The sequence below is a fragment of the Streptomyces sp. NC-S4 genome (genome assembly GCF_054353315.1).
In genome coordinates, this window is sequence record NZ_CM135937.1 from 2569931 (window position 1) to 2594584 (window position 24654).

20 protein-coding genes are annotated in these 24654 nt (G+C 71.4%); 2 read left to right on the forward strand and 18 right to left on the reverse strand.

The genetic code is table 11. The features are described from left to right. Positions 1-14: 14 nt before the first annotated feature. Positions 15-1058 (forward strand): mechanosensitive ion channel family protein, encoded by a 1044-nt coding sequence (locus tag ACXNSR_RS11185; RefSeq protein WP_458643269.1) that lies wholly within the window; start codon positions 15-17, stop codon positions 1056-1058. 21 nt (positions 1059-1079) lie between these two features. On the opposite strand, the gene ACXNSR_RS11190 is transcribed toward ACXNSR_RS11185, so the two are convergent. From ACXNSR_RS11190 to ACXNSR_RS11210, 5 genes are all read right to left on the reverse strand, one after another. Continuing rightward, on the reverse strand, positions 1080-2672 hold the full coding sequence (locus tag ACXNSR_RS11190; protein WP_458641927.1) for a Na+/H+ antiporter: 1593 nt from the start codon (positions 2670-2672) through the stop codon (positions 1080-1082). 180 nt (positions 2673-2852) lie between these two features. Beyond that, positions 2853-3332, reverse strand: coding sequence for a GNAT family N-acetyltransferase (locus ACXNSR_RS11195; RefSeq protein WP_458641928.1), 480 nt, complete (start codon positions 3330-3332; stop codon positions 2853-2855). Further along, positions 3329-4270 carry an RluA family pseudouridine synthase gene (locus ACXNSR_RS11200; protein ID WP_458641929.1) on the reverse strand — a complete coding sequence of 314 codons (942 nt, stop codon included), beginning with the start codon at positions 4268-4270 and terminating at the stop codon, positions 3329-3331. The genes ACXNSR_RS11195 and ACXNSR_RS11200 overlap by 4 nt, the downstream gene beginning before the upstream one ends. Positions 4271-4311: 41 nt before the next feature. Then, entirely contained in the window at positions 4312-4872 is a 561-nt protein-coding gene (gene lspA, locus ACXNSR_RS11205; RefSeq protein ID WP_189736196.1) for a signal peptidase II, read from the reverse strand. Between the two features lie 106 nt (positions 4873-4978). Then, entirely contained in the window at positions 4979-5746 is a 768-nt protein-coding gene (locus ACXNSR_RS11210) for a TraR/DksA family transcriptional regulator (RefSeq protein ID WP_458641930.1), read from the reverse strand. A 600-nt stretch (positions 5747-6346) separates the two neighbouring features. Here ACXNSR_RS11210 and ileS point away from each other — a divergent pair. Further along, positions 6347-9493 carry an isoleucine--tRNA ligase gene (ileS, locus tag ACXNSR_RS11215; RefSeq protein ID WP_458641931.1) on the forward strand — a complete coding sequence of 1049 codons (3147 nt, stop codon included), beginning with the start codon at positions 6347-6349 and terminating at the stop codon, positions 9491-9493. Positions 9494-10060: 567 nt separating this feature from the next. Here ileS and ACXNSR_RS11220 read toward each other — a convergent pair. From ACXNSR_RS11220 to ACXNSR_RS11280, 13 genes are all read right to left on the reverse strand, one after another. Continuing rightward, complete coding sequence (locus tag ACXNSR_RS11220; protein ID WP_356793704.1) at positions 10061-11308, reverse strand: DivIVA domain-containing protein; 1248 nt, start codon at positions 11306-11308, stop codon at positions 10061-10063. Positions 11309-11390: 82 nt separating this feature from the next. Then, positions 11391-11687: a YggT family protein gene (locus ACXNSR_RS11225; protein WP_458641932.1), complete on the reverse strand. Its 297-nt coding sequence runs from the start codon at positions 11685-11687 to the stop codon at positions 11391-11393. A 60-nt stretch (positions 11688-11747) separates the two neighbouring features. Further along, positions 11748-12365, reverse strand: coding sequence for a cell division protein SepF (locus ACXNSR_RS11230; RefSeq protein WP_458641933.1), 618 nt, complete (start codon positions 12363-12365; stop codon positions 11748-11750). A gap of 149 nt (positions 12366-12514) precedes the next feature. Then, positions 12515-13234: a YggS family pyridoxal phosphate-dependent enzyme gene (locus tag ACXNSR_RS11235; protein ID WP_458641934.1), complete on the reverse strand. Its 720-nt coding sequence runs from the start codon at positions 13232-13234 to the stop codon at positions 12515-12517. Next, entirely contained in the window at positions 13231-14010 is a 780-nt protein-coding gene (pgeF, locus tag ACXNSR_RS11240; protein WP_458641935.1) for a peptidoglycan editing factor PgeF, read from the reverse strand. Before pgeF ends, ACXNSR_RS11235 begins: the two co-directional genes overlap by 4 nt. Beyond that, positions 14007-15212, reverse strand: coding sequence for a cell division protein FtsZ (gene ftsZ, locus ACXNSR_RS11245; protein WP_052872570.1), 1206 nt, complete (start codon positions 15210-15212; stop codon positions 14007-14009). The genes pgeF and ftsZ overlap by 4 nt, the downstream gene beginning before the upstream one ends. A gap of 279 nt (positions 15213-15491) precedes the next feature. After that, entirely contained in the window at positions 15492-16364 is an 873-nt protein-coding gene (locus ACXNSR_RS11250; protein ID WP_458641936.1) for a cell division protein FtsQ/DivIB, read from the reverse strand. A 30-nt stretch (positions 16365-16394) separates the two neighbouring features. Further along, the gene (gene murG / locus ACXNSR_RS11255) at positions 16395-17489 is read right to left on the reverse strand and encodes an undecaprenyldiphospho-muramoylpentapeptide beta-N-acetylglucosaminyltransferase (protein ID WP_030010979.1); all 1095 of its coding nucleotides are present in this window, start codon (positions 17487-17489) and stop codon (positions 16395-16397) included. A 6-nt stretch (positions 17490-17495) separates the two neighbouring features. Continuing rightward, positions 17496-18857: a putative lipid II flippase FtsW gene (gene ftsW, locus ACXNSR_RS11260; RefSeq protein WP_458641937.1), complete on the reverse strand. Its 1362-nt coding sequence runs from the start codon at positions 18855-18857 to the stop codon at positions 17496-17498. Between the two features lie 70 nt (positions 18858-18927). After that, positions 18928-20442 carry a UDP-N-acetylmuramoyl-L-alanine--D-glutamate ligase gene (murD, locus tag ACXNSR_RS11265; RefSeq protein ID WP_458641938.1) on the reverse strand — a complete coding sequence of 505 codons (1515 nt, stop codon included), beginning with the start codon at positions 20440-20442 and terminating at the stop codon, positions 18928-18930. Next, positions 20424-21494 (reverse strand): phospho-N-acetylmuramoyl-pentapeptide-transferase, encoded by a 1071-nt coding sequence (mraY, locus tag ACXNSR_RS11270; protein ID WP_458641939.1) that lies wholly within the window; start codon positions 21492-21494, stop codon positions 20424-20426. Before mraY ends, murD begins: the two co-directional genes overlap by 19 nt. After that, complete coding sequence (locus ACXNSR_RS11275) at positions 21491-22921, reverse strand: UDP-N-acetylmuramoyl-tripeptide--D-alanyl-D-alanine ligase (RefSeq protein ID WP_458641940.1); 1431 nt, start codon at positions 22919-22921, stop codon at positions 21491-21493. Before ACXNSR_RS11275 ends, mraY begins: the two co-directional genes overlap by 4 nt. Beyond that, positions 22918-24642 (reverse strand): UDP-N-acetylmuramoyl-L-alanyl-D-glutamate--2,6-diaminopimelate ligase, encoded by a 1725-nt coding sequence (locus ACXNSR_RS11280; RefSeq protein ID WP_458641941.1) that lies wholly within the window; start codon positions 24640-24642, stop codon positions 22918-22920. The genes ACXNSR_RS11275 and ACXNSR_RS11280 overlap by 4 nt, the downstream gene beginning before the upstream one ends. Positions 24643-24654: the final 12 nt, after the last annotated feature.

A 24654-nucleotide genomic window follows, 5' to 3' on the forward strand; every position in this document is an offset into this window, starting at 1 on the left:
TCGTACCCATGGAGATGGAGAACGTCCTGCGCCCCGTCACGGTCATCGGCGGCGCACTGGTCGCCACCCTGATCGCGGGCCGGCTGCTCGACCTGCTGCTGCGCCGGGCCGACGCCCGGCACCCCGAGACCCCCCTGTGGGGCCTGCTGCGCCGCTGCCGGCTGCCCTTCCAGGTCGTCCTGTGCACCTCGCTGCTCAGAGCCTCCTACCGGTGGGCCGGAATCCTGCCCGACCACGCCTTCGGCGTCGGCCGGTTCCTCACCCTGGTCCTGATCGCGTCCGCGGCCTGGCTCGCCGTACGCATCGCGACGGCCGTGGTCGACTCGACGTACGCGCGCTACGCGGCGGTGACCGAGGACGAGGCCCGGGTACGCCGGGTCCGCACCCAGGTCACGCTGATCCAGCGGGTGGTCACGGCGGTGGTGGTCGTGGTCGCCGCGGCGGTGATGCTGCTGACCTTCCCCCCGGTGCGGGCGCTCGGCGCCTCGCTGCTGGCCTCCGCGGGCATCCTCGGCATCGTGGCGGGCATCGCCGCCCAGTCCACGCTGAGCAACCTCTTCGCCGGCCTGCAGATCGCCTTCGGCGACACCGTCCGCATCGGCGACACGGTGGTGGTCGACAAGGAGTGGGGCCGGGTCGAGGAGATCACCCTGACCTTCCTGACGGTCCGCACCTGGGACGAGCGGCGCATCACGATGCCTGTGTCGTATTTCACGGGCAAGCCCTACGAGAACTGGTCGCGCGGCGGCGCACAGATGACCGGCACGGTCTTCTGGCACCTGGACCACGGCGCGCCGATCGATCTGATGCGGGAGCGGCTCCAGCACGTCCTGGCGGAGATCCCGGAGTGGGACGGCCGCGGCGGCTCCCTGGCCGTGACGGACACCACACCCCACACCGTCCAGGTCCGCGCGGTCGTCACGGCGAAGGACGCAGACGACCTCTGGACGCTGCGCTGCGCGGTCCGCGAGCGCCTGATCACCTGGCTGGTGGCCGAGCACCCGTACGCCCTCCCCCGCATCGCCACGGCCCCGGCCCCGGCCCCGGAAGCTCCCTAGGGGTCCGGGGCAGCCCCCCGCTCAAGGGGCACGCAGGCTGCGCACGTCCAGGTGCCGCAGCACCCGGTCCACGATCTCCGGGTCGGAGCCGGGTTCGCTGCGGGCGGCCAGGACCTCGTGGCGGGCGGCCGACATCATCTCCCGCTGGATCCGCTGGACGTCGTGCAGCCGCTGCACGCGCTTCGCGTAGGCCTCGCGCCGTTCCTCGTCCACCATGTCGGGGCTGATCCTGGCCCCCACGTCGTAGGCGCGCCGGTACAGCTGCTCGACCAGGTCTTCCGGAAGGTCCTCCACCTCCTCGATCTCCTTCAGCCGCCGCTTCGCGGCCTTGGCCGCTCGGATCGCCAGCCGCCGCTGCGCGTCCCGCTCGGCGTCCGTGTCGGCCTCCACCCCCAGCCGCCGTACCAGCCAGGGCAGGGTCAGCCCCTGGCACACCAGGGTCGTCATGATCACCGCGAAGGCGATGAAGATGATCTGGTCCCGCCCGGGGAAGGGCTCACCGGCGTCCGTCCGCAGCGGGATGGCCAGCGCCAGGGCCACCGAGGCCACCCCGCGCATCCCGGCCCACCACATCACCACGCTCTCCCGCCAGCTCAGCGGGATCTCCTCGTCGTAGTCGCGCCGCTGGTGCAGCCGCTGGGCGAGCCAGCCGGCCGGCAGCAGCCACACCAGCCGTACGCCGACCACCACCGCGACCACGATCGCCGCCCACCCCGCCATCTCCCACACCCGGTCCTCGGCGGTGCCGAACACGTTGTGCAGCTCCAGCCCGATCAGGCCGAAGGCCACGCCGGTGACCAGCATGTCGACGACCTCCCAGAACGTGTGCCCGGCGAGACGCCCCAGCACGTCGTCGGCGTCGCTCGCGTACTCGGCGAGGAACAGGGCCGTCGTCAGCACCGCCAGCACCCCCGACCCCTCGAGTTCCTCGGCCACCACGTACGCGACGAACGGCACCAGCAGCGTCAGCCCGATCTGCAGGGTGGCATCGCCGAGCCGCCCCATGAGCCGGTGGGCGAGCCAGCCGAGCGCGAGCCCGACGGCCACGGCCACCACGGCGGAGAGCACGAACTCCCCGAGCGCCTCGGGCCAGGAGAAACTGCCGCTCACCACCGCGGCGACCGCCACGTGGTACAGCACGATCGCCGTCACGTCGTTGAAGAGCCCCTCGCCCTCCAGGATCGACACCATGCGGCGGGGCAGCCCGAGCGACCCGGCGACGGCGGTGGCCGCCACCGGGTCGGGCGGGGCGACGAGCGCGCCGAGCGCGAGGGCCGCGGCGATCGGCAGCCCGGGCACGACGGCGTTGGCGACGGCGGCCACGGCAGCGGTGGTGACGAACACCAGGGCCACCGCCAGCAGCAGGATGGGCCGGACGTTGGCGGCGAACTGCCGCCAGGACGTGCGCTGCACGGAGGCGTACAGCAGCGGTGGCAGCACCAGCGGCAGGATGAACTCGGGCGGGATCTCGACGTTCGGTACGGCCGGCACCAGTGCGAGGATCACCCCGCCGATGGTCATCAGGACGGGCGCGGGCAGTTTGAGCCGGTCCCCGAGCGGCACCGTGACCACGGCCCCGAGCAGGAGCACGAACAGCAGAGCAAGCTGATCCACTCCCCCACCCTGCCAGTCCGCTGCGCTCGGCTCGTGCGGTGACGGGGCCGCGGCTCCGTGTCGGGCTCCGCCCGAACCCCGACGGCGCTCCGCGCCCGCGCCTCAAACGCCGGCGGGGCTGGAAAATCCAGCCCCGCCGGCGTTTGAGGCGCGGGGTCCGGGGCGGAGCCCCGGTACCGGCTACGGCAAGGGGCGGCGCATCGCGCGGTGGGGGATGCCCGCGTCCTGGAACTCCGGGCCGTAGGCCACGTAGCCGAGCCGCTCGTAGAAGCCCAGCGCATGCGTCTGCGCGCCCAGGTCGACCGCCGTCAGGCCCCGCCGGGCCGCTTCCGCCTCGATCGCGCGGACCAGCGCCACCCCCACGCCCAGCCCGCGGGCGGACTTGCTGACGGCGAGCCGGCCCAGCGAGCCGACCGCCGGGTCGCCCGTCTTGCCGAGGGCCTCCGGCCCGTGGAGCAGCCGGCTCGTGCCCAGCGGCACGCCGTCCGCGTCCACGGCCAGGACGTGCACCGCGCTCGCGTCGTACGCGTCGTACTCGATCGACTCCGGTACCGACTGCTCGACCACGAAGACCTCGGACCGCACCGCGAAGCAGGCCTTCAGGTCCTCCTCCGAGACGGCGACCCGGACCTCGACCGTGCCCTCGACCGGCGAGGTCACTCGCTCTCCGCCCGGATCACGTCCAGCGCGTGCTGCAGGTCCGCCGGGTAGGAGCTCTCGAACTCGACCCACTGCCCGTCCGCCGGGTGCTCGAAGCCGAGGCGCACCGCGTGCAGCCACTGCCGGGTGAGGCCGAGCCGCTTGGCGACGGTCGGGTCGGCGCCGTAGGTCAGGTCGCCGACGCAGGGGTGCCGGTGCGCGGACATGTGCACGCGGATCTGGTGCGTACGCCCCGTCTCCAGCTTGATGTCGAGCAGCGAGGCGGCGCGGAAGGCCTCGATCAGGTCGTAGTGGGTGACGGACGCCTTGCCGTCCTGGATCACCGCCCACTTGTAGTCCGCGCTGGGGTGGCGGCCGATCGGCGCGTCGATCGTGCCGCTCATCGGGTCCGGGTGGCCCTGCACCAGCGCGTGGTAGCGCTTGTCCACGATCCGCTCGCGGAACTGGTTCTTCAGCGAGGTGTAGGCGCGCTCGGACTTCGCGACGGCCATCAGGCCGGACGTGCCGACGTCGAGCCGGTGCACGATGCCCTGGCGCTCGGACGCGCCGGAGGTGGAGATGCGGTAGCCGGCCGCGGCGAGGCCGCCGATGACGGTGGTGCCGGTCCAGCCGGGGCTCGGGTGGGCGGCGACGCCGACCGGCTTCATGATGACGACGATGTCGTCGTCGTCATGAATGATCTCCATGCCGGGGACGGGCTCGGCCACGACCTCGACGGGCCGCGGCGGCGCGGGCATCTCGACCTCGAGCCAGGCACCGCCGTGCACCCGCTCGGACTTCCCGACGACGCTGCCGTCGACCGTCACCTTTCCCGCAGCCGCGATTTCGGCCGCCTTCGTCCGGGAAAAACCGAACATACGGGCGATGGCGGCGTCGACGCGCTCGCCTTCGAGGCCATCGGGAACGGGCAGGGTGCGGATCTCGGGAATCGTACTCACCCGTCGAGTATGCCGGACGGGGCGCGGGAGCCGTCCCGCGATCAGTCCTTGTGGACGGTCCCGTCCGGGTCCAGGCCCTTGAAGGACAGCAGGACGATCAGGATGCCGCCGCACACGATCGCCGAGTCCGCGAGGTTGAAGACGGCGAAATGGGCGGGCGCGATGAAGTCGACGACCGCGCCCCGGAACACACCCGGCGAACGGAAGATCCGGTCGGTCAGGTTGCCCAGCGCACCGCCCAGCAGCAGGCCCAGGGCGATCGCCCACGGCAGGCTGTAGAGCTTGCGGGCCAGCCGCACGATCACCACGATCACCGAGGCCGCGATGCAGGTGAAGATGATGGTGAAGGCCTCGCCGAAGCCGAAGGCGGCGCCCGGGTTGCGGACCGCCTCGAACTTCAGCAGGTCACCGATGATCTCGATCGGCGGCTGGTGCTCCAGCTTCGCCACGACCAGCATCTTGCTGCCGAGGTCGAGCAGGTAGGCGAGCACCGCCACGACGAGCAGAGCCGTGATCCGACGGCGCCCCTTGGGCCCGGCGGACTCCGGCTGGGCGTCGTCCCCGACCTCCGGCGTACCGATGATGCGCTCCGCCTCTGCCACGTGAGTCCCTCGAACTAGCTCGAACCAGGCTCCTCCTGGACCCTGACGGACACGAGGGTACGTCAGGGCCCCCGCGCGCCGCCCGCCCCACCTCTCCCCCGCCCGTCTAATGCCGCCGTTCCTGCTTCTGCTTGCAGTCCACGCACAGCGTGGCCCGCGGGAAGGCCTGCATCCTGGCCTTGCCGATGGGCTGCCCGCAGTTCTCGCAGAGCCCGTACGTGCCCGCCTCCAGCCGTTCCAGGGCCCGCTCGGTCTGTTCCAGCATCGAGGTGGCGTTCGCCGCGAGCGCCAGCTCGGACTCGCGGGTGATGTTCTTGGTGCCGGTGTCGGCCTGGTCGTCGCCGGCGCCGTCCCCGGAGTCCCGCATCAGGCCGGAGATCGCCGCCTCCGAGGCGTCGAGCTCGGCCCGCAGCCGCAGCACCTCCGCCAGGAGCTCCGCACGGGCGTCCTCGACCTCCTTGGGGGTCCAGGGGTCCTCTCCGGGCCGTACGGCGAGCTCACCGGGGGCCGGGGCCGCCGTGGCCCGTGCCTTGGGGAGCCCGCTGGTGGCGGCCGCGGCCGTCTTCCTCGCCGTACCCGCGCTCTTCTTGGCAACCACTTTCCGGACTCCCGTCTTCTTCGCGGCATGCGCCGCCCCCTCGGCCGCGGCCTTCTTGGCCGTGGCCGTCCGCTTCTCGACGGCGGTCGTCTTCCTGACAGCGGTCGTCTTCTTGACGGCGGTCGTCTTCCCGTCCGCGGCGAGCCCGCCGGCCGCGGTCCTTCGGGCAGCGGTCGCCTTCTTGGCGGGAGCCGCGTCCTCGGAGACCGCCGCCTTCCCGGCGGCCTTCCCGACGGCCTTCTTGGCAGTACTCCCGGCGGTCTTCTTCGCCACCATGGCCGCGGCCCCTTCACATACTGTGATCTTTGCTCGCGAATCGTGCCGGAACGATAAATCGACACCGGCCCCGCGGCAACGGGGCACGCATCCATCGAGGTCAACCTGCATCCGTTGTGCCCATCAGGAGCCCTGGTAATCCGCCACTCCCGTCCCACCCGAGACGCAAGCGGCGGCGCGGGCCCATTCGGGTCACAGCGGGGGCGCGCCGGGGTCGCGCGCGGACCCTCCCCGCGGCCCCGCCACGCCGGGCCGGCGGCCCCCGCACGGGCCCCCGAAAACCGGTCTGCCGTGCGCCGCCCGGGCCCGTACACTGGGCCCAGCGAAAGGCATGGACGGGGACGAGTAGCGTCGTACGCAGCCAGGAGCGACCCGGGGACGGTGAGAGCCCGGGGGCGAGCGCGATGCGAAGGATCACCCCTGAGCCGCCGGAAGAAAGCCCGCACGGGATCCCCGTACGGCGAGTAGAACCGGCTTCGCACCCCAATGAGGGGGCCACCGGATCCGTCCGGCGGCCAAGGAGGGTGGTACCGCGGGAGCAGCAGTGCTCTCGTCCCTCCGGACGGAATTGACACCCCGCCGGAGGAAGAGTTCAGCCTCATGACCACACCGCCGCAGTACCGCCCGGTACCCGCCCAGGTCGACCTGCCCGCCCTCGAGCACGCCGTCCTCGACTTCTGGCGCGAGAGCAAGACCTTCGCCAAGACCCTGGAGCAGTCCGAGGGCCGCCCCGAGTGGGTCTTCTACGAGGGCCCGCCCACCGCGAACGGCATGCCCGGCGCGCACCACATCGAGGCCCGCGTCTTCAAGGACGTCTTCCCCCGCTTCCGCACGATGCGCGGCTACCACGTGGCCCGCAAGGCCGGCTGGGACTGCCACGGCCTGCCCGTCGAGCTCGCCGTCGAGAAGGAGCTGGGCTTCAACGGCAAGCAGGACATCGAGGCGTACGGCATCGCCGAGTTCAACGCCAAGTGCCGCGAGTCCGTGACCCGCCACACCGACGCGTTCACCGAGCTCACGACCCGCATGGGCTACTGGGTCGACCTGGACGACGCCTACCGGACCATGGACCCCGAGTACGTCGAGTCCGTGTGGTGGTCGCTGAAGGAGATCTTCAACAAGGGCCTGCTCACCCAGGACCACCGCGTCGCCCCCTGGTGCCCCCGCTGCGGCACCGGCCTCTCGGACCACGAGCTCGCCCAGGGCTACGAGACGGTCGTGGACCCCTCGGTCTACGTCCGCTTCCCGCTGACCTCCGGCCCGCTCGCGGGCGAGGCCGCGCTGCTGGTCTGGACGACCACCCCGTGGACCCTGGTGTCCAACACGGCCGTCGCGGCCCACCCCGAGGTCACGTACGTCGTGGCGACCAACGGCGAGGAGAAGCTGGTCGTCGCCCAGCCGCTGCTGGAGAAGTCCCTCGGCGAGGGCTGGGAGGCCACCGGCGAGACCTTCACGGGCAAGGAGATGGAGCGCTGGACGTACGAGCGCCCGTTCTCCCTCGTGGAGTTCCCGGAGCCCGCCCACTACGTCGTGAACGCCGAGTACGTCACGACCGAGGACGGCACCGGTCTGGTCCACCAGTCCCCCGCCTTCGGCGCCGACGACCTCGCGGTCTGCCGCGCGTACGGCCTGCCCGTCGTGAACCCGGTCCGCCCCGACGGCACCTTCGAGGAGGACGTCCCGCTGGTCGGCGGCGTCTTCTTCAAGAAGGCCGACGAGAAGCTGACCGCCGACCTCGACGCGCGCGGCCTGCTCTTCAAGCACATCGCCTACGAGCACAGCTACCCGCACTGCTGGCGCTGCCACACGGCCCTGCTCTACTACGCGCAGCCGTCCTGGTACATCCGCACCACCGCCGTCAAGGACGCGATGCTGCGGGAGAACGAGAAGACGAACTGGTTCCCCGACTCGGTCAAGCAGGGCCGCTTCGGCGACTGGCTGAACAACAACATCGACTGGGCGCTGTCCCGCAACCGCTACTGGGGCACCCCGCTGCCGATCTGGCGCTGTGAGGAGAACCACCTCACCTGCGTCGGCTCCCGCGCCGAGCTGTCCGAGCTGTCCGGCCAGGACCACTCGAACCTGGACCCGCACCGCCCGTACATCGACGACGTCACCTTCACCTGCACGCACGAGGGCTGCTCCCTCGAAGCCGTCCGCGTGCCGGAGGTCATCGACGCCTGGTACGACTCGGGCTCGATGCCGTTCGCGCAGTGGGGCTACCCGTACAAGAACAAGGAGATCTTCGAGAAGCGCTACCCGGCGCAGTTCATCTCGGAGGCCATCGACCAGACGCGCGGGTGGTTCTACACGCTGATGGCGGTCGGCACGCTCGTCTTCGACAAGTCCTCGTACGAGAACGTGGTCTGCCTGGGCCACATCCTCGCCGAGGACGGCCGCAAGATGTCCAAGCACCTGGGCAACATCCTCCAGCCGATCCCGCTCATGGACCAGCACGGCGCGGACGCGGTGCGCTGGTTCATGGCGGCCGGCGGCTCCCCGTGGGCGGCGCGGCGCGTGGGCCACGGCACGATCCAGGAGGTCGTCCGCAAGACCCTCCTCACGTACTGGAACACGGTGGCCTTCCAGGCCCTGTACGCCCGTACGTCGAACTGGGCGCCCTCCGCCTCCGACCCGGCCCCGGCCGACCGCACGGTCCTGGACCGCTGGCTGCTCTCGGAGCTCCACGCGCTCGTGGCCGAGGTCACCGAGGCGATGGAGTCGTACGACACCCAGCGCGCGGGCAAGCTCCTCTCCGCGTTCGTGGACGACCTGTCCAACTGGTACGTCCGCCGCTCGCGCCGCCGCTTCTGGCAGGGCGACGCGGCCGCGCTGCGGACCCTCCACGACGTGGTGGAGACGGTGACGCGCCTGCTCGCCCCGCTGACCCCGTTCATCACCGAGCGGGTCTGGCAGGACATGGTCGTCCCGGTCACCCCGGACGCCCCGGAGTCGGTCCACCTGTCGACGTGGCCGACGGCGGACACCTCGGCGATCGACCCGACCCTGTCCCAGCAGATGCAGCTGGTCCGCCGCCTGGTGGAGCTGGGCCGGGCGACGCGTGCCGAGTCGGGCGTCAAGACCCGCCAGCCGCTGTCCCGGGCCCTGGTCGGCGCGGTGGGCTTCGACGCGCTCTCCCCCGAGCTGCAGTCCCAGATCACGGAAGAGCTGAACGTCTCCTCCCTGGCCTCCCTGTCGGAGGTCGGCGGGTCCCTGGTCGACACGACCGCGAAGGCGAACTTCCGGGCGCTGGGCAAGCGCTTCGGCAAGGGCGTCCAGGACGTGGCGAAGGCGGTGGCCGCGGCCGACGCGGCGGCGCTGTCCCTGGCCCTGCGGGCCGGCTCGGCGGTGATCTCGCTGAACGGTGAGGAGATCTCCCTCTCGCCGGAGGAGGTCATCATCACGGAGACCCCGCGCGAGGGCTGGTCGGTGGCGTCCGACTCGGGCGCGACGGTCGCCCTGGACCTGGAGATCACGCCGGAGCTGCGGCTGGCGGGCCTGGCCCGTGACGCGATCCGCCTGATCCAGGAGGCCCGGAAGAACTCCGGCCTCGACGTGGCGGACCGGATCGCGCTGCGCTGGTCCTCCGCGGACCCGGAGGTCGGTGCGGCCCTGACGGACCACGCGGCCCTGATCGCGGACGAGGTCCTGGCGACGGACTTCGCGTCGGGCGAGGCGGACGCCACGTACGGTGACCCGTTCACGGACGAGTCCCTCGGCCTGACCTTCCGCCTCCGCAAGGCGTAGCCGCCCCTTCACCGGCCCGCCCCTCCCCTCCCGGGGGGGGCGGGCCGCTGTCGTTTCCCGTGTGCGGGTCCCGTCCCGGGTGCGGGTTCCGTTCCGGGTGCGGCCCGGTGGCCGCGCCTCAAACGCCGGCGGGGCTGGGTTTGGCTTCGGGTGGGGCGGGGCCCCTCCGGGGGCTCTCCTCGGCTCGGCGCGCGCGGGCTTGTCGCGGTGGTGCCCGGTGGTCGCGCCTCGTCCTGCGGGGAGCCCCCGGAGCGTCCCCGCCCCACGGCCCCGCGCGGGACGGCCCCGGGGTGGGGGTGCGGGGACGGTGGGGGGTGTCCCCGCAGGACGAGCGCGCAACCACCGCGCACAACCGAGACGTGCCCGCACGCGCCGAGCCGAGGAGACACCCCCCGGCGGCCCCGCACCCCCACCCCCCGCACCGACCCCGCCCAGGCGGCCAAACCCAGCCCCGCCGGCGCTTGAGGCGCGGCCACCGGGCCGCACACGGGTAGCGGAACGGGCCGGGCCCGGTGCCCCCGAAGGGGAACCGGGCCCGGCCCGTGACTGCCGACTGCGCGGCGGCGCCTAGTTGTCGTCCTCGTCGATCAGGAAGCCCCGCATCGGCGACGGCGCCTGCATCGGCTGCGGCGCAGCCGGCCGCACCGGAGCCATCGGCTGGGTCATCGCCGGGGACATCTGCTGCTGGTTGCCGCCGTAGGACGGGGCACCCATCGGGGAGGGACCGCCCATGGGGGACGGGCCACCCATCGAGGGACCGCCCATGGAGTGGCCCATCGCACCGGCCGGAGCCATCGAGGGCGACGGCGACGGCGGCAGCGCGGGACCGGCCGGGTTCCGCGGCGGGGCGAGCGAGTCGTCCGCCTGGGTCTCCAGCTGGCGCAGCTGCGACTCCAGGTAGGACTTCAGGCGCGTACGGTACTCGCGCTCGAAGCCCCGCAGGTCCTCGACCTTGCGCTCCAGCGTGGCGCGGGCGGACTCCAGGGAGCCCATCGCGACGCGGTGCTTCTCCTGCGCGTCCCGCTCCAGCGCGTCGGCCTTGGCGCGGGCGTCCCGCTCCAGGCCCTCGGCGCGCGACCGGGCCTCGCCGACGATCTTGTTGGCCTCGGAGCGGGCCTCCGCGATCGCCTGGTCGGCGGTCTGCTGCGCCAGCGACAGGACGCGCGCGGCGCTGTCGCCGCCGGGGCCCTGCTGCGGGAGCTGCGGCTGCTGCATCTGCTGCATGGGCTGACCCATGGGCTGCATCTGCTGCCCCATCGGCTGCATCTGCTGGCCCATGGGCTGCATCTGCTGGCCGAGCGGGTTCTGGCCGCCCATCGACTGCTGCTGCATGCCCTGGGGGCCGCCCATGGGCTGCTGCTGCATGCCCTGGGGTCCGCCCATGGGGTGCTGCTGCATGGGACCGCCCATGGGGCCGCCCATCGGGCCGGGGCCCTGCTGGCCCTGGCCGCCGGGGCCCGGCGGAAGCTGCGGCTGGCCACCCGGAAGCTGCGGCGGGCCACCCTGGAGCTGCGGCGGGCCCATCTGCGGCTGCTGCTGCTGCGGCGGGCCGGATATGGCCGCGGGCACGGGGGCGCCGGGGCCTCGCTGGTCCTGGGGTTCGGCCTTGCGCATGCCCTGCTGCTGCTGGTTCTGCGCGGCGGCACGCGTGGCGGCGGCCAGCTTGGCGCGCAGGTCCTCGTTCTCGCGCAGCAGGCGCGTCAGTTCGGACTCGACCTCGTCGAGGAAGGCATCGACCTCGTCCTCGTCATAGCCTTCTCGGAGGCGGACGGTCGTGAACTGCTTGTTCCGCACGTCCTCGGGAGTCAGCGGCATGTCTTCTTCACCTCTACGTAGTCGTCGGCAGTCGGCAAGACCGTATCGGGACTGTCCCCGCGCCCGCGGGGAAGCACATCGTTCACAAGCCGCTCGCAGCGGTGCGCACGAAACTGATGAGGATGTAAACGATGATCATCAGAACGAAGAAGGACAGGTCGAGTGCCACGCCCCCGAGACGCAACGGCGGAATGAACCGCCGAAGAAGCTTGAGCGGTGGATCGGTGACGCTGTAGGTGGCCTCCAGTACGACCACCATCGCCTTGCCGGGTGTCCAGGAACGTGCGAACTGGAACACGTAGTCCATGACCAGGCGGAAGATCAGCACGACGAGGAAGCACCCCAAGGCGAAGTAGATCACTTGCAGTGCGACACCCATTCCGCGCTTCCCTCTCCCCTGCTCCCGCTGTGTTCCCGGCCCCGTGTCTGACGGATCGGTCTAGCTTTGGTTGAAGAACCCGCCCTCCGCGATGCGGGCCTTGTCCTCCGCCGTGACATCGACGTTAGCAGGCGACAGCAGGAACACCTTCTGTGTCACGCGTTCAATGCTGCCGTGCAGACCGAAGACGAGTCCGGCGGCGAAGTCCACGAGACGCTTCGCATCCGTGTCGTCCATCTCCGTGAGATTCATGATCACCGGAGTGCCCTCACGGAAGTGTTCCCCGATGGTACGGGCCTCGTTGTAGGTCCGGGGGTGCAGCGTCGTGATGCGGTACGGCTCCCGCTCGGAGACGACCTTGGGCATGATCACGGGGGCGTTCTTCTCCATGTTCGTACGATCGGGTGTGATGGATGCCACGGGGGCAATTCGCGCAGGACGTCCGCTTTCCACCGGAATTGGGATAGGTTCACGCTGCGCCGGAGGCTGTGCGACTCGTACCGGTTCATCCGGTACGGGCGATTGGTGCACGGGCTGCTGTCGGCGATCCCGCTCCCGAGCCCGCTCCATCTCCGGTTCGGGCTCGAACTCGTCGTCGGGGTCGTACCCCGGGTTGTCGTACCGGTCGTCCTCCACGAGGCCGAGGTAGACCGCCATCTTGCGCATCGCGCCGGCCATTCTCCGAGTCCTCCGCTCTGTGGTGGATCGCCCTGTCGCAGGTGCCGCCGTGTCACGAATGTCACCAACTGCCCGCGATCCACTAGGTCTGCCCGCTCATCAGCGGGAATGACCATATTTTCTGCTGTGGTCCGACTTTCTTCGCGACGTTACCCGAGCCGGGGTCTCGCGCCGAGTACCGCAGTGCCGACGCGTACATGTGTCGCACCGGCCGCCACGGCCTGTTCCAGGTCTGCGCTCATCCCGGCCGACACCATCGTGGCAGCCGGATGGTCCACGCGCATGCGGGATGACAATTCCATCAGCCGCTCGAAAGCGGCCCGTTCCCGCCCCGCGTAGTGGCCGGACAGCGGGGCGACCGTCATCAGGCCGTCGATCCGCAGTCCCGGAGCCCCGGCGACGAGGTCGGCCAACTCCGCGAGCTGTTCCGGCGCCGCGCCCCCGCGGGCCCCGCGCTCCCCCGACTCCGCGTCGAGGGCGATCTGCACGAGGCACCCGAGCTCCCGGCCGGCGTTCACCGCGGCCGCCGAGAGGGCGGTCACGAGCTTCGGCCGGTCGACCGACTGCACGACATGCGCGTATCCCGCCACGGAACGGACTTTGTTCGTCTGCAACTGGCCGACGAAGTGCCAGCTGAGCGGCAGATCCGCGCAGGCCGCGGCCTTGGGGGCGGCATCCTGGTCACGATTTTCCGCAACATGACGGACGCCCAGGTCCGCCAGCAGTCGTACGTCGCTCGCGGGGTAGGTCTTGGTGACCACGATGAGCGTCACCTCGTCCCGCCCCCGCCCCGCCGCCGCGCACGCGGACGAGATACGTTCCTCCACCCGCGCCAGGTTCTCGGCGAGCTCCGACTTACGATCCGTCATTCTTCTTTTCCCCCGGCAGTCCGGGGGGGCGTCTCCCCGGAAAGCTCCGTCAACCAGACATATCCGGCCAGTCGTCCGGTCACCCGGTCGCGGCGGTACGAGAAGTGGTCCCGCGACTCCAGTGTGCAGACCGGGGAACGGCCGCTGTTCACCACCCCCGCCTCCGCGAGCTGGGCGTGCACCCCGGCGACCACGTCGACGGCCGGTGTCCCCCAGCTCGTCTCGGCCCTGGCGGCGGGGACGACGTCCGCCACCGCCTCCCGCATCTCGGCCGGAACCTCGTAGCAGTGTCCGCAGACGGCGGGCCCGGTCCGGGCGACGATCCGCCCGGGCTCGGCCCCGAGGGCGACCATCGCCTCGACGGCGGCGGGCACCACCCCGGCGACCAGTCCCGGCCGCCCGGCGTGGGCGGCCGCCGCGACCCCGGCGACGGGGTCCGCCAGCAGGACCGGCGTGCAGTCGGCGGTGAGCACCGCGAGGGCGAGCCCCCGACGGGCGGTCACCACCGCGTCCACCGCCGGGACCTCGGCTTCCGCGCCCCAGGGCCCGTCCACCACGGCCACGTCCCGGCCGTGCACCTGGTTCATCCAGACCACCCGGTCCGGTGCCAGGCCCAGGGACTTCGCCGCCCGTGCCCGGTTCGCGAGAACGGCGGCCGGGTCGTCTCCGACCGCGCCGCCGAGATTGAGCTCCTCGTACGGAACGGCGCTCACTCCGCCCCACCGGTCGGTGAAGGCGAAGTGGGCGCCGCCCACGTGATGCTGCTCCGGTGTCACTTCAAGAAGTCCGGGACATCCAGCTCTTCGGCCGGGCTGTCCTGGTACGGGCGGGCCGTGGGGACCTGCGGCGCGGGGGCCTGGACCTCGACCGGGGCCGCCTCGACCGGAGCCGGGGGCTCCTCGCGCGGGGTGACCGAGCCGAGTCCGCCGAAGGCCGGGCGGGCCGGCTCGGCGGCACGGACCGGAGCCGGGGCCGGCTCCTCGCGCTTGGTGGACGCGGCGCCGATGACGTTGTCCCGGCGGGCCGGGGGCTGTCCGCCGTCGAACCCGGCCGCGATGACGGTGACCCGTACCTCGTCGCCGAGCGCGTCGTCGATGACGGCACCGAAGATGATGTTCGCCTCGGGGTGCGCGGCCTCGCTGACCAGCTGCGCGGCCTCGTTGATCTCGAAGAGACCGAGGTCCGAGCCACCGGAGATGGAGAGCAGCACGCCACGGGCGCCGTCGATGGACGCCTCCAGGAGCGGCGAGGAGATCGCCATCTCGGCGGCGGCCACGGCGCGGTCGTCGCCGCGGGCCGAGCCGATGCCCATCAGGGCCGAGCCGGCCTCGGACATCACGGACTTGACGTCGGCGAAGTCGAGGTTGATCAGACCCGGGGTGGTGATGAGGTCGGTGATGCCCTGGACGCCCGAGAGCAGGACCTGGTCGGCCGACTTGAAGGCGTCGAGCACGCTGACCTGGCGGTCCGAGATGGACAGCAGTCGGTCGTTGGGGATGACGATGAGGGTGTCGACCTCTTCGCGGAGCTCGGCGATGCCGTCCTCCGCCTGGTTCGCGCGGCGCCGGCCCTCGAAGGTGAACGGCCGGGTGACCACACCGATCGTCAGGGCGCCCAGCGAGCGCGCGATGTTGGCGACGACAGGTGCGCCGCCGGTGCCGGTGCCGCCGCCCTCACCGGCGGTGACGAAGACCATGTCGGCCCCCTTGAGGACCTCCTCGATCTCCTCGCGGTGGTCCTCTGCCGCCTTGCGACCGACGGCCGGGTTGGCGCCGGCGCCGAGGCCACGGGTGAGTTCCCGGCCGACGTCGAGCTTGACGTCGGCGTCGCTCATCAACAGCGCCTGGGCGTCCGTGTTGATGGCGATGAACTCGACGCCCTTGAGACCGACCTCGATCATTCGGTTGATGGCATTGACACCACCGCCGCCGACACCGATGACCTTGATGACTGCGAGGTAGTTCTGCGGTGCTGCCACGTCGAAGGCCTCTCGCCTCGAGTTACGTGTCGCCGCCTCGCGGGCCTGCGTTGCGACGACTGATGCCGAAATAGGGACGGTCCGAACGCGCCGACCCGAACCCTCACCCTGAAGTTTAGGGTTAGGGGTGTGCCTGTTCCTCGGACTCTTCCGAACAGGACACTAAGTCGACAAGTAGCGCGTGTTCAACGAACACGCCGAACCTCCCGTTTTTCTTTTCACCCTATGTGATCACCCGTATCGCTGGCCAACCAGGGTGCGCCGCTGTTGGACCGGACGTCAACTCCCGGACGCAGCAGGGGCGGTGGGGACGCTCACGTCGAAGTGGGCGGCCTTGGGCGCGGCTTTCAACAAAGCGTTCAATGCGCGCCCCTTCGCGTCGCTCTGTTCACCGCTCCCCCACGTCACGGACCGGCCCCGGGTGAGCTCCAGCACCACCGAATCGTAGGAACCCACCTTGACCTGCACGGTTTCCTTGGCGATCGGCTCCGGGAGGGCGCCCGCGACGAGTACGGCCTCGTGCAGCAGCCGTTCCTCGTCGAAGCGGCGGACGCTCGGCGATCGACCGGCGTTCAATTCGAGGACCGGAACACCCGCGGGAGCTTTCGGAACCGTGTCGAATCGCACACCCGTTGCGTCCACTTCCACGAAGTTGGCGTCCTTTTTGATGAGCAGGACGGGTTTGCGTTCCGTCACTTTCAGACCGATGCCGTGCGGCCACGCCCGCACCACGTCGACCGAATCGATGCGGGGCAGCCGGCCGCGGACCCGGCCCTCGATCTCCTCGGTGTCGACGCTCACCAGGGGTGCGCCGACCGGGACGGCCGCGGCGCCCAGGACCTGCTCGGAGGTGAGCACGTCCATGCCGGTGGCGGCGACCTTCTCCACGCGGAGCCAGGAGGACCCGTAGAGCACCCAGGTGCCGCCCGCCACGAGGAGCACCGCGGCGGCCAGGGAGGCCAGCACGGGGCCCCGGCGCAGGCGTGCGCCGGGGCCCCGTGGGCCGGACCTCTGGGCCGGCTTCGGGGCCTTGGGGGCTTTGGGGGCCTTGGGCGGCTTCGGCGGCTTGGGAGCGCCGGTGCCCTTGCGGGCAGCCGGGCCGGACCGATCAGAAAACGGTGTTCCGCGCCGCGCGGTCGTCCCTCCGGCCACTCCCTGCCTCCTGCGTCTGCGCTACCCGCCTCAGCGGGACCTGTGGGCCGCGATCGCCTCGTAGACCATGCCGACCAGGAGCTCGTCGGCGTCCCGGCGGCCGAACTCACCGGCGGCCCGGGACATCTCGTACAGGCGGTGCGGGTCGGACAGCACCGGGAGGACCTGGCTCAGCACCCAGTCGGGCGTCAGCTCCGCGTCGTCCACGAGCAGGCCGCCGCCGGCCTTGACCACCGGCTGGGCGTTGAGCCGCTGTTCACCGTTGCCGATCGGCAACGGGACGTAGGCGGCGGGGAGCCCGACGGCGGAGAGTTCGGCGACGGTCATCGCTCCCGCGCGGCACAGCATCATGTCGGCGGCGGCGTACGCGAGATCCATCCGGTCCACGTACGGTACCGGCACATACGGCGGCATCCCGGGCATGTTGTCGACACGCGGCAGTTCGTTCTTCGGCCCGACGGCGTGCAGGATCTGGATCCCGGAGCGCTGGAGGGTCGGAGCGACCTGCTGGATCGTCTCGTTGAGGCGGCGGGCGCCCTGCGAGCCGCCGGAGACCAGCAGCGTGGGCAGGTTGGGGTCCAGGCCGAAGGCGGCACGCGCCTCCGGGCGGACCGCGGCCCGGTCGAGGGTGGAGATGGAGCGGCGCAGCGGGATGCCCACGTAGCGGGCGCCGCGCAGCTTGCTGTCGGGGGTGGAGACCGCGACGGCGTGCGCGTACCGGGAGCCGATCTTGTTGGCCAGTCCGGGCCTGGCGTTGGCCTCGTGGACGATGATCGGCACTCCGAGGCGCTTGGCCGCGAGATAGCCGGGCAGGGCCACGTAGCCGCCGAAACCGACGACGCAGTCGGCCTTGGTACGGATCAGGATCTCCTCGGCGGCCTTGATGGTGCCGCGCAGCCGTCCGGGGACGGTGATCAGTTCCGGGGTGGGCTTGCGGGGCAGCGGCACGGCGGGGATCAGGCCCAGCTCGTAGCCGCGTTCCGGCACCAGGCGGGTTTCCAGTCCGCGCTCCGTGCCGAGGGCGGTGATGCCCACTGAAGGGTCCTGCCTGCGCAGGGCGTCCGCGAGGGCGAGCGCCGGCTCGATGTGGCCGGCGGTCCCCCCACCGGCGAGTACGACATGCACCGAATTTCACCGCTCTCCGGACGGACGCTTCTTGACGCGCCGTCTCATCGACTTCCATCTCACCCCGGTCCGCCACCAGCCGGTCTTCGGCTGTCGCATCGCGAGGGCCGCGCGCGCCGCCGGCTCCTCACGCGCGAAGGCGATGAGCAGTCCGACCGCGAACATGGTCGGCAGCAGGGCTGACCCTCCGTAGGAGAACAGCGGGAGCGGGACTCCGGCGATCGGCAGCAGGCCGAGCACCGCACCGATGTTGATCACGGCCTGGGCCGTGATCCAGGTGGTCACGCCTCCCGCGGCAAACCGTACGAAGGAGTCCTCCGTGCGTCCGGCCACGCGGATACCCGCATAGCCTAGAGCCGCGAACAGGGCGAGCACCGACAGCGTCCCCGCGAGACCCAGTTCCTCCCCGGTGATGGCGAAGATGAAGTCGGTGTGGGCTTCGGGTAGTTGCCCCCATTTTTCCACACTTGCACCCAGCCCGGAACCGAACCATCCACCCGAGGCGAGGGCATAGATCCCGTGAACGGCCTGCCAGCAAAGGTCGTTCTTGCCCGGTTCTGTCGCCCCGAGGCATTCCAGCCGGTCCATGCGGTGCGGGCTCGTCTTGATGAGCAGTGCGACGATCGCACCCGCGAAGGCGAGCACTCCGACGAACATCCGGGTCGGGGCTCCGGCCAGCCAGAGCAGACCGAACAGGATGGCGCCGAGGATCATCGCGGTGCCCATGTCCCCGCCCAGCATGATCAGCCCGAGCAGCAGGAAGGCCACCGGGACCAGCGGCACCAGCAGGTGCTTCCACTGGCTCAGCAGCCCCTTGTCGCCCTTGCGCGCCAGCAGGTCGGCGCCCCACAGGATCAGTGCCAGTTTGCCGAACTCGCTGGGCTGGAGCATGAACGGACCGCCGAGGGAGATCCAGTTCTGGTTGCCGTTGATCGAGACGCCTATCCCCGGGACCTGGACCAGGACCATCAGGAAGAGGGTGCCGGCGAGCACCGGATACGAGAGCGCACGGTGCAGTTTGACCGGCATCCGGGAGGCGGCGAACAGGAGCACGCCGCCGATGAGGGCGGCCAGGAACTGCTTCTTGAAGAAGTACGCGTCGCCGAGGCCGAGCTGGAGGGCCTTGATCATCGAGGCCGAGTACACCATCACCAGGCCGAGCACGATGATGAGCAGGGAACTGCCGAAAATCAGGTAATAGGCGGTGAGCGGGCGGTCCCAGGCCTTCTGCAACTGCCGCTGCGTACGCCGCAGCCGGGCCAGCGGCCCGCGCCCGGCGGGCCGCTTCGTACGCACCGCAGGGCGCTTGCGGCCCTGCGCCTTCACGGCGGACGGCCGCCGCCCCGGCAGCATCTGCTTGGCCGGCATCTGTGATCTTCCCCTCCACTCGTACGAGGCGAGCTGCCGGCCGGAGGGAACCTGTCCCGGAGCCCCCGGCCTAGGCCGTGTCCGCAGCGTTCTCGGCGGCCAGTTCGCGCACCGCGTCGGCGAATGCGTCCCCGCGCTTGTTGTAGTTCGCGAACATGTCCATCGAGGCACAGGCAGGTGCCAGCAGGACCGTGTCGCCGGGCTCGGCGAGCGCGGCGGCTTCCCGGACCGCTGCGAGCATCGCCCCAGTGTCGGTCCGGTCGAGGTCGACGACCGGGACCTCGGGGGCGTGTCGCGCCAGCGCATCGGCGATGAGCGCCCGGTCGGCGCCGATCAGCACGGCGCCGCGCAGCCGCTTCGCGGCGTTCTGCACGAGGTCGTCGAAGGTCGCGCCCTTCGCGAGGCCGCCCGCGATCCACACGACCGGCTCGAAGGCCGCCAGCGAGGCCTCCGCCGCGTGCGTGTTGGTGGCCTTGGAGTCGTCGATGTAGGTGACCGAGGCGACCTCGTCCACGTACGCGACGCGGTGCGCGTCCGGACGGAAGTCGCGCAGCCCGTCACGGACGGCGCGCGGCTCCACGCCGAAGGCACGGGCCAGGGCCGCGGCGGCGAGCGCGTTGGCGATGTTGTGCGGGGCCGGCGGATTGACGTCCGCGACCTCGGCGAGCTCCTGGGCGTTCTTCTGCCGGTTCTCCACGAAGGCCCGGTCGACGAGGATGCCGTCGACGACGCCGAGCATGGAGGGGCCGGGGGCGCCGAGGGTGAAGCCGATCGCGCGGCAGCCCTCTTCGACGTCGGCCTCCACGACCAGGTTCTCGGTGGCCGGGTCGGCGACGTTGTAGACGCAGGCGACCGTGTTGCCCTCGTAGATCCGGCCCTTGTCGGCGGCGTACGCCTGCATCGAGCCGTGCCAGTCGAGGTGGTCGGGGGCCAGGTTGAGCACGGCCGCCGAGTGGACGCGCAGCGAGGGCGCCCAGTGCAGCTGGTAGCTGGAGAGCTCGACGGCGAGCACGTCGTACTCCTGCTCGCCGAGGACCACGTCGATGATGGGGGTGCCGATGTTGCCGACGGCGGCGGTGCGCAGCCCCGCGGCCTTCAGGATCGACGCCAGCATCTGGGTGGTGGTGGTCTTGCCGTTGGTGCCGGTGATCGCGAGCCAGGGGGCCGGGGGCCGCGGGGGCGCCCCGGCGTCCGCTCCGGACCGTGCGGCGCGCCGCTCCTGGCCCACCTCGCGCAGCAGCCAGGCGATCTCCACGTCCCCGACCACGTCCACGCCGGCTTCGGCGGCGGCCTCGAACAGCGGGCTGTCGGGCTTCCAGCCGGGCGAGGTGACGACCAGTTCGGTGCCCTCGGGCAGCACCTCGCCCGCGTGCCCGCCGTCCGCGAGGCGGCCGAGGCGGACGGTGATGCCCTGCGCCTCGAGCTCGGCGGCGCGGGCGCGATGCGCGTCACCGTCGCCGTTGTCGACGACGGTCACCACTGCGCCGAGGCCGGCCAGGGCGCGGGCGGCACTGATGCCGCTCACGCCGAGACCGGCGACGGTGATGTTCTTGTCCTGCCAGGACGTCACTTGTCGGCTGCCCATCCCGCGTAGAAGAGACCGAGACCAACGATCACGCACATGCCCTGGATGATCCAGAAGCGGACCACGACCAGTACCTCGGACCAGCCCTTGAGCTCGAAGTGGTGCTGCAGCGGCGCCATCCGGAAGACCCGCTTGCCGGTCATCTTGAAGGAACCGACCTGGATGACGACCGACATCGTGATGAGCACGAAGAGTCCGCCGAGGAGCGCCATCAGGAACTCCGTGCGGGAGCAGATGGCGAGGCCCGCGAGCGCGCCGCCGAGGGCGAGCGAGCCGGTGTCACCCATGAAGATCTTGGCGGGCGAGGTGTTCCACCACAGGAAGCCGAAGCAGGCGCCCATGAGGGCAGAGGCGACGACCGCGAGGTCGAGCGGGTCTCGCACCTCGAAGCAGGCGTTCGGGTTGGTGAGGTCACCGGCCCTGGCGCACGACTCCTGGAACTGCCAGATGCCGATGAAGGTGTAGGCGCCGAAGACCATCACGGCGGCGCCGGTCGCGAGACCGTCCAGGCCGTCGGTGAGGTTCACGCCGTTGGACATCGCCAGGATCATGAAGAGCGCCCAGACCACGAACAGCACCGGGCCTATCGACCAGCCGAAGTCCGTGACGAACGACAGCTTGGTGGAGGCCGGGGTCAGCCCGCGCGAGTCCTTGAACTGGAGGGCCAGCACCGCGAAGGCGATACCGACGATCAGCTGGCCGGACATCTTCGCCTTGGCCCGCAGACCCAGCGAACGCCGCTTGACGATCTTGATGTAGTCGTCCAGGTACCCGACGAGGCCCATGCCGGCCATCAGGAACAGGACGAGCAGGCCCGAGAAGCTCGGCTCCTCACCGGTGAGGACCTTCGTCAGGGCGTACGCGATGAGCGTCGCCAGGATGAAGGAGATACCGCCCATGGTGGGCGTGCCCTTCTTCCCGGCGTGGCCGCGGGGGCCGTCGTCGCGGATGAACTGGCCGTAGCCCTTGCGGGCGAGCAGCTTGATCAGCAGCGGGGTGCCGATGACGGTGAGGAACATGCCGATGACACCGGCGAACAGGATCTGCCTCATCGGTCGGCGACCTCGCCCTCGACAGTGCTGTCGAGAAGGCCCTGGGCCACCCGCTCCAGACCGGCCGACCTGGAAGCCTTCACCAGCACGACGTCACCCGGGCGCAGTTCACTGCGCAACAGGTCGACCGCCGCCTGCGCGTCGGACACGAGCACCGACTCCTCACCCCACGAACCCTCGTTATATGCGCCCAGTTGCAGCCAGGATGCTTCCCTGCCCCCGACTGCGACGAGCTTGCTCACGTTGAGCCGGACGACAAGTCGTCCGACCGCGTCGTGCTCGGCGAGAGCGTCGTCTCCGAGCTCGGCCATCGGGCCGAGCACCGCCCACGTGCGTCCCCCGTTCGCCCTGCCGGCACCGCCCATCGCGGCGAGCGCGCGGAGTGCGGCCCGCATGGACTCGGGGTTCGCGTTGTAGGCGTCGTTGACGATCGTCACACCGTCCGCCCGCTCGGTGACCTCCATCCGCCACCGGGACAGCGTGCCCGCTCCGGAGAGCGCGGTGGCGATCTCCAGGGCGGACATGCCCAGTACGTGGGCGACGGCGGCCGCGGCGAGCGCGTTCGACACGTGGTGCTCACCGTACAGCCGCAAGGTCACGTCACTGCACCCGGTCGGTGTGTGCAGTGTGAAGGAAGCCTGTCCCCGGTCCGTCATACGGACTTCGGTGGCCCGGATTTCGGCGTCCTCGGCCTCTCCGAACAGCACCGTACGGGCCTTCGTGCGCCCGGCCATCTCACGAACCAGCAGGTCATCGGCGTTGAGGACGGCGACGCCGCCCTCCGCCTCGGACGGCAGGGCCTCGACCAGCTCGCCCTTGGCCTGCGCGATCTGCTCACGGCCGCCGAACTCGCCGATGTGGGCGGTGCCGACGTTGAGGACCAGAGCGATCCGCGGGGGCGTCAGTCCGGTGAGGTAGCGGATGTGGCCGATGCCACGGGCGCCCATCTCCAGGACCAGGTGCTGGGTGTCCTCGGTGACGCGCAGCGTCGTGATCGGCAGGCCGATCTCGTTGTTGAGGTTCCCGGGGGTCCACACGGTCGGCGCGTGGTGCTGCAGCACCTGCGCGATCAGGTCCTTGGTGGAGGTCTTGCCGGCGGATCCGGTGAGTGCCACGACGTCGGTGCCCAGGCGCGTGACCACGGCCCGGGCGAGTGCGCCGAGCGCGGCCACCACGTCGGGGACCACGATGGCCGGTACGCCGACGGGCCGGGTCGCGAGGACGCCCACGGCTCCGGCGGACACCGCGCGCTGCGCGTAGTCGTGGCCGTCGACCCGCTCGCCGACGAAGGCGGCGAACAGGCTGCCCGGCCGGACCTCACGGGAGTCGTAGACGACCGGGCCGGTGACCTGGACGGACGGATCCGGTATGTCGTGGGGCCGCCCGCCGGTGATGTCGGCGATCTCGGCGAGGGAAAGGGCGATCACTGGTTCACCTCGGCCTGTCGGACCTGAGTCGTTTCGTCGGGCGCGGCCGTCCGGCCGAGCACGGCCTGGTGCTCGATCGCGGCGCGGAGCACCGTGCGGTCGTCGAAGGGGCGGACGACACCGGCGGTGTCCTGGCCCTGCTCGTGCCCCTTGCCGGCCACGAGCACGGTGTCCCCGGGCCGGGCGCGGGCGACCGCGGCCGCGATGGCCGCGGCCCGGTCGGCGTCGACCAGGACGGTGCCCCGCTCGGCGGGCGGCACGGACACGGCGCCCTCGAACATCGCGGCGAGGATCGCGAGCGGGTCCTCGGAGCGCGGGTTGTCGGAGGTCAGCACGGCGGTGTCGGCGAACCGGGCGGCCGCGGCCCCCATCGGGCCGCGCTTGGTGGTGTCGCGGTCGCCGCCGCAGCCGAGCACGATGTGCAGCTTGCCCTCGGTGACCTCGCGCAGCGCGCGCAGCACCGATTCCACGGCGTCCGTCTTGTGCGCGTAGTCGACGACGGCGAGGTACGGCTGTCCCGCGTCCACCCGCTCCAGCCGGCCGGGGACCCCGGGGACCGCGGCGACGCCGTCGGCGGCGGTCTGCGGGTCGAGGCCGGCGGCGGCGAGCGTGACGATCGCGGCGACGGTGTTGGCGACGTTGAACGGGCCGGGCAGCGGTGCGGTGGCCCGTACGCGCTGTCCTTCGGGGCCCAGCAGGGTCAGGGTGGAGCTCGCCGGGCCGAAGACCACGTCCTCGGCGCGCCAGTCGGCGGCCGGGTCTCCGGCGGCGGAGAACGTGACGACCGGGACGGTGGCCTCCTTGGCCAGGCGGCGGCCGTACTCGTCGTCGAAGTTGACCACGCCCAGGCGGGCCCGGCGGGCGGTGAAGAGCCCCGCCTTGGCCTGGAAGTAGTCCTCCATGTCGGAGTGGAACTCCATGTGCTCCGGGCTCAGGTTGTTGAAGACGGCGACGTCGAAGACGCATCCGTCGACCCGGCCGAGCACCAGGGCGTGGCTGGAGACCTCCATGGCCACGGCCTCGACCCCGCGTTCGCGCATGACCGCGAAGAGGGCCTGGAGGTCGGTGGCCTCGGGGGTGGTCCGCTCGGACTTGATGCGCTCGTCGCCGATGCGCATCTCGACGGTGCCGACCAGTCCGGTGCTCCGGCCCGCCGCGCGCAGGCCGCCCTCGACGAGGTACGCCGTGGTGGTCTTGCCGGAGGTGCCGGTGATGCCGATCTGGAGCAGGTCCTCACCGGGGCGCCCGTAGATCGCGGCGGCGAGCTCTCCCATCCGGCCGCGCGGGTCGTCGACGGTCAGGACCGGCAGGCCGGTCGCCGCGGCGCGCTCCGCCCCCGCGGGGTCGGTCAGCACGGCGGCGGCGCCGAGGCCGGCCGCCTGGGCGGCGAAGTCCGCGCCGTGCGTCCTGGCTCCGGGCAGGGCCGCGTACAGGTCACCGGGGCGGACCGCACGGGAGTCGTGCGTGATGCCGGTGATCTGCGCCGCGCCGGGCGCCGGGATGCCCAGCAGGGTGGCCAGCTCGCCCAGCGGGCTCGGGCTGGCGGACGCGGGCCGGGGCGCTCCCGGCGGCGTTGCCGGGGCTGTCTGGGTCTTTCTGGGCTGATCAGCGTGGGACACGGCGGTGAGCGTACCGGGCGCGGCGGGCCGCCCGCGAAATGAGGCCCCGGCCTCGGCCTCGGTGGTCGTCGGGTTCCCGGGTTTCGGGGTGATCGTTGTCACTGATGGTGCCTC

Coding starts and splice junctions, on each gene's coding strand:
- ACXNSR_RS11185 (WP_458643269.1), top strand. CDS start 15: ATGGAGAACGTCCTGCGCCCCGTCACGGTCATCGGCGGCGCACTGGTC.
- ACXNSR_RS11210 (WP_458641930.1), bottom strand. CDS start 5,746: ATGGTGGCGAAGAAGACCGCCGGGAGTACTGCCAAGAAGGCCGTCGGG.
- ileS (WP_458641931.1), top strand. CDS start 6,347: ATGACCACACCGCCGCAGTACCGCCCGGTACCCGCCCAGGTCGACCTG.
- ACXNSR_RS11220 (WP_356793704.1), bottom strand. CDS start 11,308: ATGCCGCTGACTCCCGAGGACGTGCGGAACAAGCAGTTCACGACCGTC.
- ACXNSR_RS11225 (WP_458641932.1), bottom strand. CDS start 11,687: ATGGGTGTCGCACTGCAAGTGATCTACTTCGCCTTGGGGTGCTTCCTC.
- ACXNSR_RS11230 (WP_458641933.1), bottom strand. CDS start 12,365: ATGGCCGGCGCGATGCGCAAGATGGCGGTCTACCTCGGCCTCGTGGAG.
- ACXNSR_RS11235 (WP_458641934.1), bottom strand. CDS start 13,234: ATGACGGATCGTAAGTCGGAGCTCGCCGAGAACCTGGCGCGGGTGGAG.
- ftsW (WP_458641937.1), bottom strand. CDS start 18,857: ATGCCGGCCAAGCAGATGCTGCCGGGGCGGCGGCCGTCCGCCGTGAAG.
- murD (WP_458641938.1), bottom strand. CDS start 20,442: ATGGGCAGCCGACAAGTGACGTCCTGGCAGGACAAGAACATCACCGTC.
- mraY (WP_458641939.1), bottom strand. CDS start 21,494: ATGAGGCAGATCCTGTTCGCCGGTGTCATCGGCATGTTCCTCACCGTC.